The organism is Dyella flava (assembly GCF_016904955.1).
Taxonomy (GTDB): domain Bacteria; phylum Pseudomonadota; class Gammaproteobacteria; order Xanthomonadales; family Rhodanobacteraceae; genus Dyella_B; species Dyella_B flava.
In genome coordinates this window covers 432,166-446,129 of sequence record NZ_JADIKE010000037.1, presented here as the reverse complement: position 1 = coordinate 446,129, position 13,964 = coordinate 432,166, and the positions used below count along the sequence as shown (strand labels likewise).

General features: G+C 61.8%; 13 protein-coding genes. 9 read left to right on the top strand and 4 right to left on the bottom strand.

Features of this window, described 5'->3' with window-relative positions; genetic code table 11:
• Positions 1 to 250: 250 nt before the first annotated feature.
• On the top strand, positions 251 to 2,245 hold the full coding sequence (tkt, locus tag ISP19_RS15245) for a transketolase (RefSeq protein ID WP_204683253.1): 1,995 nt from the start codon (positions 251 to 253) through the stop codon (positions 2,243 to 2,245).
• A gap of 70 nt (positions 2,246 to 2,315) precedes the next feature.
• On the opposite strand, the gene ISP19_RS15240 is transcribed toward tkt, so the two are convergent.
• The 4 genes from ISP19_RS15240 to ISP19_RS15225 are packed head-to-tail and all read right to left on the bottom strand — an operon-like array spanning position 2,316 to position 4,449.
• Entirely contained in the window at positions 2,316 to 2,729 is a 414-nt protein-coding gene (locus tag ISP19_RS15240) for a hypothetical protein (protein WP_204683252.1), read from the bottom strand.
• Positions 2,726 to 3,187, bottom strand: a complete 462-nt coding sequence (locus ISP19_RS15235) for an Mpo1 family 2-hydroxy fatty acid dioxygenase (RefSeq protein WP_204683251.1) — start codon at positions 3,185 to 3,187, stop codon at positions 2,726 to 2,728. The genes ISP19_RS15240 and ISP19_RS15235 overlap by 4 nt, the downstream gene beginning before the upstream one ends.
• Before the next feature lie 29 nt (positions 3,188 to 3,216).
• On the bottom strand, positions 3,217 to 3,549 hold the full coding sequence (locus ISP19_RS15230) for a DMT family transporter (RefSeq protein WP_204683250.1): 333 nt from the start codon (positions 3,547 to 3,549) through the stop codon (positions 3,217 to 3,219).
• A 3-nt stretch (positions 3,550 to 3,552) separates the two neighbouring features.
• On the bottom strand, positions 3,553 to 4,449 hold the full coding sequence (locus ISP19_RS15225) for a phosphoribosylaminoimidazolesuccinocarboxamide synthase (protein ID WP_204683249.1): 897 nt from the start codon (positions 4,447 to 4,449) through the stop codon (positions 3,553 to 3,555).
• Positions 4,450 to 4,563: 114 nt separating this feature from the next.
• Here ISP19_RS15225 and ISP19_RS15220 point away from each other — a divergent pair, with 114 nt between their 5' ends.
• From ISP19_RS15220 to trpE, 8 genes are all read left to right on the top strand, one after another.
• Complete coding sequence (locus tag ISP19_RS15220; RefSeq protein ID WP_204683248.1) at positions 4,564 to 4,887, top strand: c-type cytochrome; 324 nt, start codon at positions 4,564 to 4,566, stop codon at positions 4,885 to 4,887.
• Positions 4,884 to 5,693, top strand: a complete 810-nt coding sequence (djlA, locus tag ISP19_RS15215) for a co-chaperone DjlA (RefSeq protein ID WP_204683247.1) — start codon at positions 4,884 to 4,886, stop codon at positions 5,691 to 5,693. The genes ISP19_RS15220 and djlA overlap by 4 nt, the downstream gene beginning before the upstream one ends.
• 156 nt (positions 5,694 to 5,849) lie before the next feature.
• Positions 5,850 to 6,518, top strand: coding sequence for a ribulose-phosphate 3-epimerase (gene rpe, locus ISP19_RS15210; protein WP_204683246.1), 669 nt, complete (start codon positions 5,850 to 5,852; stop codon positions 6,516 to 6,518).
• Between the two features lie 707 nt (positions 6,519 to 7,225).
• Positions 7,226 to 7,915 carry a proteobacterial dedicated sortase system response regulator gene (pdsR, locus tag ISP19_RS15205; RefSeq protein ID WP_204683245.1) on the top strand — a complete coding sequence of 230 codons (690 nt, stop codon included), beginning with the start codon at positions 7,226 to 7,228 and terminating at the stop codon, positions 7,913 to 7,915.
• Positions 7,912 to 8,508 (top strand): hypothetical protein, encoded by a 597-nt coding sequence (locus ISP19_RS15200; RefSeq protein ID WP_284384679.1) that lies wholly within the window; start codon positions 7,912 to 7,914, stop codon positions 8,506 to 8,508. The genes pdsR and ISP19_RS15200 overlap by 4 nt, the downstream gene beginning before the upstream one ends.
• Before the next feature lie 60 nt (positions 8,509 to 8,568).
• Entirely contained in the window at positions 8,569 to 10,371 is a 1,803-nt protein-coding gene (locus tag ISP19_RS15195) for a VanW family protein (protein WP_204683244.1), read from the top strand.
• A 57-nt stretch (positions 10,372 to 10,428) separates the two neighbouring features.
• Positions 10,429 to 12,435: an ATP-binding protein gene (locus tag ISP19_RS15190; RefSeq protein ID WP_204683243.1), complete on the top strand. Its 2,007-nt coding sequence runs from the start codon at positions 10,429 to 10,431 to the stop codon at positions 12,433 to 12,435.
• Positions 12,436 to 12,452: 17 nt separating this feature from the next.
• On the top strand, positions 12,453 to 13,964 hold the full coding sequence (trpE, locus tag ISP19_RS15185) for an anthranilate synthase component I (protein ID WP_239556831.1): 1,512 nt from the start codon (positions 12,453 to 12,455) through the stop codon (positions 13,962 to 13,964).

Here is a 13,964-nt window from a genome sequence, read left to right as displayed (position 1 = left end):
TTTTCGCTGACGTGATTCAACACCAAGAAGTTTAGTATTAAGACTTTATTAATATTTAAGAATTGCCTCTGAATACGTATGAATTTGCGACATTCGGCGTTCGGACAGATGGGCGCCAAGGCCTGCGCCGCGCGGACCGGCTGACTTCAGTCGCGTCAGGTTTTGCGTTCGCAGGCGGGAATCGGACGACAGATCGCAAACGATCGGCGACAATAGCTTCTTTTGTTGCCTGCCTCCGGAGATAAACCTGATGACTTCCCGTCGCGAACTTGCCAATGCTGTCCGCGCCCTGGCCATGGACGCTGTGGAGAAGGCCAACTCCGGCCATCCCGGCATGCCCATGGGCATGGCCGACATCGCCGAAGTGCTGTGGAATGACTTCCTGAAGTTCAATCCAGGCAACCCGAAGTGGCCTAATCGCGACCGTTTCGTGCTCTCCAACGGGCACGGTTCGATGCTGCAGTACGCCTTGCTGCACCTCACCGGCTATGACCTGCCGATGGAGCAGATCAAACAGTTCCGTCAGCTCCATTCCCACACCGCTGGCCATCCGGAAGCCCATGAAACGCCAGGTGTGGAAACCACCACCGGCCCTCTGGGCCAGGGTCTGGCCAATTCGGTGGGTTTCGCGTTGGCGGAAAAGGTGCTCGCCGCGCATTTCAACCGCCCGGGCCACACCATCGTCGATCACCATACTTATGTGACGGTGGGCGACGGCTGCCTTATGGAAGGCATCTCGCACGAAGTGGCTTCGCTGGCCGGTACCTGGAAGCTGGGCAAGCTGGTCGCGATCTACGATGACAACAACATTTCCATCGACGGCGAAGTGGAAGGCTGGTTTACCGATAACACGGCCAAGCGCTTCGAGGCGTATGGCTGGAACGTGATTGGCGTCATCGACGGTCATGATGCCAGCGCGGTGAAAAAGGCGCTGGAGCAGGCTACCTCGCAAAACGAAAAGCCGACGCTGATCATCTGCAAGACCATCATCGGCTTCGGTGCCCCGCACAAGCAGGGCAAGGAAGTAAGCCACGGCGCGGCGCTCGGCAAGGATGAAGTTGCCGCTGCGCGCGATGTGCTCGACTGGCGCTATGCGCCGTTCGAAATCCCGCAGGACATCTATGCCGGCTGGGACAAGAAGGTGATCGGTGCCGAGCGCGAGCAGCAGTGGAACGACGCGTTCGCCAAGTACGAGACTGCCTATCCGGAACTCGCCGCCGAATTCCGCCGCCGCATGGCTGGCGAGCTGCCGGCGGACTTCGCGGAAAAGGCGCAGGCTTATATCGCGAAGATGCAGGCCGAAGGTCCGGACGTCGCCTCGCGCAAGGCTTCGCAGATGACGCTGGACGCGTTTGGTCCGTTGTTGCCGGAACTGGTGGGCGGTTCGGCCGACCTGGCCGGTTCCAACCTCACCATGTGGAAGGGCAGCAAGAACATCACGGGTCCCGAAGGTAACTACGTGCACTACGGCGTGCGCGAGTTCGGCATGACCGCGATCGCCAACGGTCTGGCGTTGCATGGCGGTTTCCTGCCGTATGACGGTACCTTCCTGGTATTTTCCGACTATGCGCGCAATGCCGTGCGCATGAGCTGCCTGATTCCGGCGCATGTCATCCATGTCTATACGCACGACTCGATTGGTTTGGGCGAAGACGGCCGGACCCATCAGCCGGTCGAACACTTGGGGTCGCTGCGACTGATCCCGAACAACAGGGTGTGGCGTCCATGCGACGTGACGGAATCGGCGGTGTCCTGGAAAGCAGCCATTGAGCGCAAGGGCGCACCGTCCTGCCTGATCTTTTCGCGTCAGACGCTCAAGCATCAGCAGCGCACAACGCAGCAGGTAGTGGACATCGCGCGCGGCGCCTATGTGCTTTCCGATCCGGCGGATACCAAGTTCAAGGCGATCTTGATTGCTACGGGCTCGGAAGTGGAGCTGGCGATGGAGGCTGCTCGTACGCTGGCGCAGCAGAACGTGCCGGTGCGTGTGGTGTCGATGCCATGCACGGAAGAGTTCGATGCACAGCCGCTGGAATACCGCGAAGCCGTGCTGCCGAGCTGGTGCCGTGCACGCGTGGCGGTGGAAGCGGCCAATGTCGATTACTGGTTCAAGTACGTCGGCCTCGATGGCGACGCGGTCGGCATGACCACCTACGGCGCTTCTGCGCCGGCGCCCCAATTGTTCGAGTACTACGGATTCACCGTGGCCCATGTGGTCGACACGGTGAAGCGCGTTATCGGCTAATGCATGGCGTTGCCCCTTCCTCCGCAAGGAGGAAGGGGTATTTCATGAGATTGAACCGCAAGTCGCTGGATTAGCGGCTGGCCAGCGTCGTGAGGACGCCGAAGCCGATCGCCATCACCACTGCAACCGCCATGCATGCACTGGCAAGACGTATGCGCCGCGCATCGATGCGTGGAATCAGTCGCCACAATGTGAGCACGCCGACCAGCATGGATATCGCCAGCACAAGGCGAAACAGGTTGCTGGCAAGCAAAGGCGTGAGTGGTGGACGCAGCACCCCGATGTGCGCTGCCACACCGGCACTGACCAGGATCACGAACAGGCACCAGATCAGGCAGGCAAGGTAAGCCCGGTTGAAAACCACCGGCACACGTTCGCTCCAGCGCAACACGAGCCACACGATCAGTGCGGGGACGATGGCGCCGACACTGCTGTAAAGCACCCACCAGATAACGCTGCTGAGCAGCGTAAGCAGAACCGTCATGGGGTTTCCCTGAAACCGATGCGACGGAGCAGTTTATCCATCAACCAGGCCGGACCGATCAACAGGTAGGCAAGATCGGTAAGAAAACTCGGCCGACGTCCTTCGATCAGATGGCCAATAAACTGACCGATCCAGGCCACCACAAACACGGTCAGGCCAAGCTTGAGTAATGAGGCGGGACCGATTTGCGCAAAGGCCCAGGCGCAGCTCAGCGCAATTAACACCAGTGCGATCAACAGTGCCGCACCAAGCCGGCGCGAATGTTTCCAATACCAGGTAAACGCCAGCACGATCGCCAGCACCGCCCACGAGCCCGGACGAAACCACGCTTCCGGCACGGGAATCGTCCACATCATGGCGACGGCGCTCCACACGATCGGTGGTACGCAGATCCAGTGCAGCAGCTGATTGGCGGGGTGCTGATGATCGTGGCTGTAGCTATCGAGCCAATCGTGCATGCTGCGGTTGCCTGGCTCGATCGATCGCATCAGTGCGCGCTACTTTTGGAAAAGAGGTTCAACACCAGGACGCCGGCGACGATCAGCGCGATGCCGAGGACGCCGGGCAGGTCAAGTTTCTGCTGATAGACCGCGATGCCGATAAGGGTGATCAGGGCGGTGCCTGCGCCTGACCACACCGCATAGGCAATGCCGAGCGGCATCTGCCGCAGGGTCAGGCTGAGGCAGAAAAACGCCACGCCATAACCCGCGATCACCACGACACTCGGCAGCAGTTGGCTGAAGCCGTTCGATGCCTTCAACGCACTGGTAGCGATGACTTCGGCCAGGATCGCCAGGCCAAGGGTGAGCCAGGCTTTCATCACTTAATCCAGGGTGATGCCTGCCAGACGCTGCAGCGCTTCGGCGTACTTGGCTGCCGTGCCGGCAATCACGTTGGCTGGAATCTGCGGGCCGGGAGCCTTCTTGTTCCAGTCCAGCGTTTCCAGGTAGTCACGCACGAACTGCTTGTCGTAGCTGGGTGGACTGATGCCGATCTGGTATTGATCGGCGGGCCAGAAACGCGAGGAGTCCGGCGTGAGCATTTCATCCATGACGTAAAGCTTGCCGTCCTCATCCGTGCCGAATTCGAACTTGGTGTCGGCGATGATGATGCCGCGCTCGGCGGCATAGGCAGCCGCCCACTTGTAGATCGCCAGTGTCGCGTCGCGCACCTGTTCGGCCAGATCCTTGCCCACCGCCGCTACGACGGCATCGAAGCTCACGTTCTCGTCATGATCGCCCACCGCCGCCTTGGTCGACGGCGTGAAGATCGGCTCGGGCAATTGCTCGGCTTGGCGTAGTCCTGTCGGCAGTGTGATGCCGCACAGCGAGCCGGTTGCTTTGTAATCCTTCCAGCCCGAACCGATCAGGTAGCCGCGTGCAATGGCTTCCACCGGCACCGGCTTCAGTCGCTTGGTAACGACAGCGCGCTTGTTGTACAGCGCGAGATCGGCGCCCTCGGGCAGTACTTCGTTCAGCGGCGTGTGCAGCAGGTGATTGGGCACGATGTGCGCCGTCTTGCCGAACCAGAAATTGGAGATCTGAGTGAGCATTTCACCCTTGCCCGGAATAGGGTTGGGCAATACGACGTCGAACGCAGACAGGCGATCGGTCGCCACGATCAGCAGGCGATTGCCAGGCAGGGCATGGACATCGCGCACCTTGCCGCGGTGGATCAGCTCAAGGCCAGGCAGGTTCGATTGCAGCAAGGTGGTGGGCACGGCGCGCTCCGGTAGATCGACAAGCGGGCTATTGTAACGGGCTGGGCACGCGGAATAGATCAGGGCGCCCCTGCACGCTGCTAGAATCCGTCCCTTTATATCCATCTGTTGCCAATGCGAACCGTACTCGTCGCGGCACTCGGTCTCATCTGTGCCCTGCCAGCGCTTGCCGCCGATATGCCACCCAAGCCGGTGCGCCTTGGGTTGTGCGCGGCTTGTCACGGCGAAACCGGAATGGCGCAGATCCCCGGCGCGCCGAATCTGGCCGGGCAACGGCTGGATTACCTGCGCAAGGCCTTGAAGGATTACCGCGACGGCAGTCGCAATGTACCGCTGATGCGCGCGGCCATCGGCCCCGTCAGTGATGCGGACCTGGATCAACTCGCACGCTGGTACAGCGCGCAGACACCCCAACCACAGGCCGCTGCGCAGCCATGAGCTACACCTATACGTTCTGGTTCGCCATGGCGGGCTTGCTGTTTGGTCATGGCCTGGTTGGGGCGGGCGTAGGAGCGATTGTCGGTTTCGTGCTGGACAACCTGCGCTTCAGCCAGCGCCGCAGCGCGACGCCCGAGGCCGGTGGCTACGTATCGCCGTTGTTTGCCCTGTTGGGCGCAATCGCGAAATCCGACGGCCGCGTCTCCGAAGCGGAAATTGCCATTGCCGAACGCGTGATGGCGCGCATGGGTCTGGATGCCGGCGCGCGCCAGCGGGCCATCAGCGCCTTCAATGAAGGCAAGCAACCCGAATTCGATGTCACCGGCCCGATCAACGCCTTGCGCCAATGGGTCGGCCTGCGCCGCGATCACGCCTTTCCGGTGCTGGATGTGGTGATCGAGACCGTGCTGGCCGAGGGCAATCCGCCGCCCGAGAAAATGGCGATCCTGCGCCAGCTGGCGTTTGCCCTGCGCGTCAGCGACATGGAGCTGATGGCGCTGATGGCCATGAAGGGCTACGTCTGGCAGGGCGCGGCGGGCGCGCGTAGCCACGGCGCGTGGCATGGCGGTGGTGGCTATGTCCCACCGCAGCGGAACACCCAGGGGCCGGATCCCTATGCCGTGCTCGGCATTCCGCGCAGCGCGGATGATCGCGCGATCAAGCGCGCCTACCGCAAGCTTATTTCCGAACACCATCCCGACCGCCTGGGCGATCTGCCCGAAGAGATGCGCAAACGCGCCGAGGCGCGCGCCAGCGAAATCAATGCGGCGTACGAGCAGATCAAGGCGGAGCGGGGCTTCAAGTAGGGCGGGGCAGGGATCGAGCAGGGACGCCCGGCCCGGCCTCATGGCAAAATTGCGGCTTCCAGCAAGCGCTTCCTCGCATCTCTGACGCAGACAGGACGAGTTCTTACGTCCCCGCTACGCGTCTGCAGTACCTCGATCCCTACACCAAGGTTCGCCATGAGCAAACAATCCCCCATCATCGCCCCCTCCATTCTTTCCGCCGATTTCGCACGGCTGGGCGAAGACACCGCCAAGGTGCTGGCCGCAGGCGGCGACTGGGTGCACTACGACGTGATGGACAACCACTACGTGCCCAACCTCACCATGGGGCCGATGGTGCTCAAAGCATTGCGCGACTACGGCATTACCGCACCGATCGACGTGCACCTGATGGTGAAGCCGGTGGATCGCATCGTGCCGGATTTCGCCAAGGCCGGCGCAACCCGCATCAGCTTCCATCCCGAAGCCACCGAACACGTGGACCGCACCATCGCCCTGATCAAGGACTCCGGCTGCGAAGCCGGCCTGGTGTTCAACCCGGCCACGCCGCTGAACTGGCTCGATCACGTGCTCGACAAGCTGGATCTGGTGCTGATCATGTCGGTGAACCCCGGCTTCGGCGGCCAGAAGTTCATTCCCGAGGCGCTGAACAAGTTGCGTGCGGTGCGTCAGCGCATCGACGAAAGCGGTCGGCCGATCCGGCTTGAAGTGGATGGCGGCGTCACCGCCGACAACATTGGCCAGATCGCTGCAGCGGGCGCCGACACCTTTGTCGCAGGCTCCGCCATCTTTGGCGCGGCCGACTATCAGGCCGTGATCCACAAGATGCGCGCGGCCATCGGCTGACAGGCAAAGAAAAACCCGGCACAGGGGGAAGACTGTGCCGGGTTGGAGGGGCGTCTAAAGACGCTAGAGGAGACACCATTGACAGGTGCTTATGCAGGCTGAAGGACGGGAGGCTCGGCCGTCAGTCAGCGCTGGTAACTTCCACGGCATGGAAATAAGCGCCTGTCGGGTAATAGGACCGGGCCTGTCCCAAATGGTTCCCGTCCGGGCGCAAATAATTTCAAAAGCGCCAAAAAAATCCCCTCCGAAGCTGGGAGGGGAGGAAACGCCGGGACAGGAATGACCGGAAAAGTGGCTTAGTGGTGCGGTTTGCAGAGGAACAACGGAGTCGGGCTCAGTGAATGGCGCGACCGGCTGGCACATCCTGCGCGCCGGCCGCGCCGAGGCCTTCCACGGCAGCCTCATGTGACGGGGTACTCATTGCGCGCTCATCAGCAAGGCGAGCAGCAAGGAACCTACGGCCAGCGCGACGCGCAGCGGTTCAAAGCTGCGGAGTTCGGCATTGGGGTCGATGGAGGGATCAGCACGCATGGGTTGGGGCTCGCTTTAGGGCTTGGGCATATCAAACACCTCGCCAAGGCGCCGCCCCCGGCGGCGCAAGGGCGATCGGGCGATGGAATCTGGCAGAACGCGGGCAAACGGCGCCCACGGCTTGCGCTGGCGCGACCTGCATAGCAACCTGCGCGCCATCATCACGAGGAATCCCTATGGGACGAAGCATCGCCATTGTCGAAGACGAACCGTTGATTCGCGCCAACTATGTCGAAGCCCTGAATCGCTTCGGCTACGACACGCGCGGCTACGGCTCGCGCCAGGAGGCATCCAATGCCTTTGCCGTGCGCTTGCCGGAACTGGTCATCATCGACATCGGACTGGGTGACGAACCCGAAGGCGGTTTCGACCTCTGCCGCGAGTTGCGGGCGCGCTCGGCCACGCTGCCGATCATCTTCCTCACCGCCCGCGATTCGGATTTCGACGTGATCTCCGGCCTGCGCCTGGGCGCTGACGATTACCTCAGCAAGGACACCAGCCTGCATCAGCTGGCGGCCCGCATCGCCGCGCTGTTCCGCCGGATCGAATCGCTGAAGACACCGGCCTCCAGCGAAACGGTGATCGGACACGGTCCGCTCAAGCTCGAATCCGAGCGCATGCGCATCACCTGGAACGAGGTGGAGGTGCCGCTTACCGTGACCGAATTCTGGATGGTGCATACGCTGGTGCGCTTTCCCGGTCACGTAAAGAATCGCGATCAGCTGATGCGTGAAGCGGAGCTGGTGGTTGACGACGCCACCATCACCTCGCACATCAAGCGCATCCGCAAGAAATTCATCGCGGTGGCGCCGGAGTTCGATGCCATCGAAACGGTGCACGGCGTCGGCTACCGGTGGCGTCCGTGAGGCGGCTGCGTTGGTTGCTCACCGGTCTGCTGTTGTGTGCGGGCGCTGCCGCAGCGGCGGCGCCGGCGGATAACGTGGTCGAAGCACACGGTCCGGCCGACGGCGGCGCGCCTGCGTGGAGCATCACCACCACGGCCCCCGCTGGCTGGACCAAGGACTGTTGCACCTACGCCAGCGCCATCGGCGTGAACTACGTGCTTTATCAGGGCGAATGGACCGGCAAGCCGGACCGCGTGATGGTGCTCAACGTATGGCCGGCTAAATTGAGTTCGCTGGATGACGAACTGCAGGATGATCGCAAGCATTACCTGCAAACCGATCCCGCCGGAAAGGTCGGCGATTTTCCGATCAGCAACGCACACATGCCATGCAAGGGCGTGATGTATACCGGTAGCGACCATGTCGACGACGTGGTCGTATTCTGCGATCCGGGCAAGAGTGCGGGCATCCGCTATAGCTGGTCGATGACCATTGGTCAGGGCGATCCCAAGACGCAGGCCGTGGTCGATGCATTCAAGCAGGTGGTGGAGAAATCCAGTTACACCAAATACGTTCCACCTCCCTCTGCGGTTAAAAAAGCCGCGGAGCATTAATTGGTAAGACGCTCGTGTGAGCGATATGGCCAATCAATACGGCGCAATGGAGTCGCTTGGATGGGCGAGGCATGGGAGATACCTACTCGTCGGCAGGCGGCGTGGTTCTGGATACGCAGCCGATGGCTGATTGCACGGCGAAGTGCGCGTAATCTTCTCGATAGCGACCACCGCCGTTGGCGTAGATCGCCCAACCTGGTCGATGGAGCAACCATTGCGCAGGTCATCACACCGCTGTGGGATGACACTCGCCCCGACGAGTTCGTGCTGCTGGCAGGAAAAGTGCATAACCTGAGAACGGCAGTGTGGGCTTTCAATGGCATCGTCGTGCCAGCTCAAGGGGTGCTGAGCTTTTGGCGCCAGCTTGGGCGGCCGTTGCGATGGCGCGGGTACGTGAAAGGGCGAGAAGTACGGGGTGGTTGCGTCATTCCCACTATCGCTGGCGGCATATGTCAATTATCCAATGCCATTGCTGTGTGTGCGGAACGTGCCGGTTTCGGACTGGTGGAGCGTCACACACACAGCGTCGTGGGTGACCACGCTGGGTGGGGTGACGCCACCGTATTCTGGAACTATGTCGATCTCCGAATTCGGGCGCCGGAGCCATGGCGCATCGAAGTGGTGATGACGGAGCGAGATCTCATAGTGACGATAAAAGCTCACGATGATCGGCTAAACCGGACCAATCCAGGGGATGCGTCATTTGATTACAACCGTGCGTCTGCACAGCGGCCGCGAATCTTGGCGGCGCGCGGCTGCATCACGTGCAATGAACTGAACTGCTTCCGGCATCAGCCGGCGTCTGGCCATACGCAACAGGCAAGCGCATGGTTGCTGGACGCGGCAACTCCGGAGTTTATTTCTTATCTAGCGACAAAGGAGTCGCCTACTGACCGTATTCAGTCATTACCAGTCCGCAATGTCATTCGCTGGTTGTTCGGTCGCTCTTTTACCGATCTGTGGTTTCGAGAACCAGGAAGGATTGCCGAGAAAGTCCACTTTGTCGTTGCTATAAACGTCTGGCGTAGTTGGTCGCTACGTCGCGCTGCGAGGTCACAGGGAAAGCGACAAGCTGTGGTGGTGAAGTCGGCGCAGAGGCTGGCGCGAGCGTACGCTCGGCGGCTGCGCCCTGAACATACGCATCTTGTCGTGGATCAGACGCTGTTGCCCCATCTGTATCAATCGGGAGTCCTCGGTGGACGCAGTTATGATGTCTTGGCGCAGGCATTGCCGATGCGCGAAATCCAGCGGCGCCTAGATCAAGCGGCGCAAGGCACAGTAGTCAATTCAGACACGTTGACCGATTTTCGTGCTAGCGATGACCTGCTCGAAGCGGAATTTCGGGCCATGCTCCGCGCGCGACGAGTGATTACGGCGCATCAAGAGATAGCCGATTACTGGTGCGCTCAAGGTCTATCGCACGTTGAAAAGCTACCGTGGATTCGCCCAGAAACGGCATTGCGTGAGCTGTCAGGAAACGATGTGCCGGTGATCGTTTTTGCGGCCAGCGCGTTGGCGCGTAAAGGCGCATACGAATTGGCGTCGGCACTGCAGGGGCTGCGTTGCCGCTTGCTCGTGCTGGGTTCGCCGTCGGACGATACTTTGCTTTGGCGCGGCATTGCAGTCGAGCACGTGGGGTGGCATCCCTCGGCGTGGTTGCCGCGAGCTGACCTGGTTACCCTGCCCGCGCATGTCGAACATTCGCCTCGTGCCGTCTTACTCGCCCTGACGGCGGGGATTCCGGTGATCGTCACACCCGCATGCGGCGTGCCGGGGGGATCGGGTGTAACCCTGGTTTCGGCAGGCGATGTGCCCGCATTACGATGCGCTGTGCAGGCGCTCCTCGATAGGCTTAAGGCATAGCGTTCGTGTCGTCCGCAGCAACATTCGCAAACGTCTCAAAATAGCGATAACCGATTAATGAGCCTGCGCCAAAAACTACTGCTTGTCGCACTGTGCACGCTTGCACTACCGGTGGCGGGCTGGTTGTACGTGCGTCAGATGGAAACCCTGTTGCGGCAGGGGCAGGAGCAGGCGCTGACGGCGACCGCGACGGCGGTGGCGCGCAGTCTCGCCGTGACGGATGTACCGCTGCCGCAGCCGGGCAATGGCTGGTATGTGCAGCAGGCGGTCAACCCGATCACGATTGATGGTTACGGCGACGACTGGGCGCCGATGACCCCCTGGAGCCAGTCGGTAGGCAGGAACGGCAAGCTGTTGCTGGCCGAGGACGACAACGGGTTCTATCTCTATATCGTGGTGAGAGTGGCGCGCCGCACGCGCGCCGATGCGGCCGATCCCAATGCGCTTTCATCCGATCATCTGATCCTGGATCTGGTACAAGGCTCGCAACATCGGCGTTATCTGATCGCCAGCGCAGCACCGGGTGCCTTTACTGCGTTGGCGCTCGATCCTGCGGCGGGTGATTTGCCTGATCAGATCGTTGGTCAGTGGCAGGAAGATGGCAGTGGTTATCACGCTGAATTGCGTCTGTCGCCGAGTCTTGGACTCAGTGCGTTGGGCGTGGGCGTCTACACCGCGGTCGATGGTGGTGATCCGCTTGCCGCCGATGTGCGCCCGTTGTGGCGTTATTCGCCGGATCTTGCGCAAGAGTTGTCGCGCATGGCGCCGGAAGATACGCGGGCGCGCCTGGTGACGCCGGCTGGTTGGCTGCTGGCGCAGAGCGGACGCTTGACGACTTCGGGCCCGCAGCCGGGCTGGTTTTCTTCGATCATCTATCGCTCCCTGCTCGCCAACCCGCTGGAAGAGGCCGAGCTTTGGACGGCCGACGTCCCGCGCCTGGACCTGCCGGAAATCCAGAGCGCGCGTACCGGTCAGCCCACCACCATCTGGCGCCGTGGTGAGGAGCGCGACAGTGTCGTGCTGGCGACGGCGGTGCCGGTCGAGCGCGACCATGTCGTGGTCGGTGTGCTGTTGCTGGAGCAGGCCAGCCGAGCGGTGCCGCTGCTGGCCAATCGTGCGTTCCTGAGCCTGCTGATGACCAGTTTTGGTGTGATGCTGGTGGCTGGCGCGATTCTGCTGCTGTTTGCGACGCGCCTCAGTTTGCGTCTCGGGCGGTTGCGTGATGCGGTCGAGCGTGCCCAGATCAATGACGGACGTCTGGACGGCCAAATGATCCGCAGTCATTTCCCGATGGCCGAAGCCGAGGACGAGATCGGTGATCTGGCCCGCAGCTTCCAGAAACTGTTCGAAGCCGTGGGCGGCTATACCGATTACCTGCGCACGCTGGCCTCGAAGTTGTCGCATGAGCTCAACACCCCGTTGGCGATCGTGAAGTCATCGCTCGATAACCTCGAGCACGCCGAGTTGTCCGCGGAGGCGCAGCCTTATCTGGCGCGAGCGCGGGACGGCGTGGCGCGACTGGGAACGCTGGTTCGCGCCATGAGTGAAGCGAGCCGGATGGAGCGCGCGATTGCCGCCGCCGAGCCGGAAGATGTCGATCTGGTCGACGTCGTACGCGGCTGTGCCGATGCCTACCGGCCACTGGCCGGCGCGCGGGTGCTGGAATGCGTGCTGCCCGATCAATCCCTGCACCTGCATGGCGCGCCGGAGCTGATCGCCCAGGCGCTGGACAAGCTGTTCGACAACGCCTTGTCGTTTACCCCCGCAGACGGCTGGTTGCGGCTAAGCCTGCGTCCGATTGATGACGGCGCAGAGATCGAGCTGGCCAACCAGGGGCCGCCGCTGCCCGCAGCCATGCAGGGGCGGTTGTTCGATTCGCTCGTCAGCCTGCGTGACAAGGCCACACCGGGCGATGCGCCGCACCTCGGCCTGGGCCTGTATGTGGTGCGCCTGGTGGCTGAGCGGCATGGCGGCGTCGCGGCGGCACGCAATCTCGAGGATGGCAGCGGTGTCGCTTTCAGCCTTCGCCTGCACGGCATGCCGAGGCAGCGCCTAGCCGGCTAGGGGCACGCTTACCTACAATGGCCGTTCCCTGTTCGGCCATTCCGGAACCCCCAGTGATTTCCCGCGACGAATTCGAGGCGCTCGCAGCGCAAGGGCACACCCGTATCCCGCTGGTGCGTGAAGTGTTCTCCGACCTGGATACGCCACTGTCGGTCTATCTGAAGCTGGCCGATGGCCCGTACACCTTCCTGTTCGAATCGGTGGAAGGCGGTGCGACGTGGGGACGCTATTCGATCATCGGTCTGCCGGCCAGGCGCGTATATCGCCTGCGTGGTCACGAGCTGGAAGTGGAAGATGCCGGCGAAGTGGTCGAGCACCGTCACCTGGAGGATCCGCTCGCCGAGATCGAGTGCCTTCGCAAGCAGTACCACGTGCCACGTTTGCCGCAGTTGCCGGCGTTCAGTGGTGGCCTGGTCGGTTACTTCGGTTTTGAAACCATCGGTTATATCGAGCCGCGTCTGGCGCAATGGGATCGCCCCGATGAGCTGGGTACACCCGATGTGCTGTTGATGCTGGCCGAAGAAGTTGCCGTTTTCGACAATCTGAAGGGACGCCTTTACCTGATCGTCCACGCCGATCCATCGCAGCCGCAAGCCTATGCGGATGCGCAGCGCCGGCTCGATGCCTTGGTGTATCGCCTGCGCCAGGGCGGTGCGTCGTATCCGCAGCTCACCCAGTCCATTGCGCTGGATGAAGGCGATTTCAAATCCTCCTTCACGCGCGAAGCCTTCGAGGCGATGGTGGAGCAGGCCAAGGAATACATTCGCGCAGGCGATATTTTTCAGGTAGTTCCTTCGCAGCGCCTCAGCGTAGGTTTTCACGCCCGGCCGGTGGATGTGTACCGCGCGCTGCGCGCGATGAATCCTTCGCCGTATATGTATTTTGTCGACCTGGGCGATACCCAGATCGTTGGTTCGTCACCGGAAATCCTGGCGCGCCTGAAGGATGGCAAGGTAGTTGTGCGTCCGATCGCTGGCACGCGCAAACGGGGAATGACCGAGGAAGAAGATCGGGCGCTTGAAGCGGAGTTGCTGGCCGATCCCAAGGAGCGCGCCGAGCACGTCATGCTGATCGATCTGGGTCGCAACGATATCGGTCGCATCAGCGAGACCGGCAGCGTCGAGGTGAGCGAATCCTTTGTGGTCGAACGCTACTCGCACGTGATGCATATCGTGTCGCAGGTAGAAGGCAAGGCGAAACCGGAGTTGAGCTACATGGATGTGCTCAAAGCCACGTTCCCCGCCGGCACCGTCAGCGGTGCGCCGAAGATCCGCGCGCTCGAAATCATCCAGGAACTCGAACCCTACAAGCGCAACATCTACGCCGGTGCCATCGGCTGGATCGGCTGGTGGGGCGATGCCGATACCGCCATTGCGATCCGCACCGCGGTTATCCAGGGCGGGCGCCTGCATGTGCAGGCGGGTGCAGGCATCGTTTACGACTCCGATCCCGCATCCGAGTGGGAAGAGACGATGAGCAAGGGACGCGCGCTATTCCGCGCGGTGGCACAGGCGGCCAAAGGCCTCTGA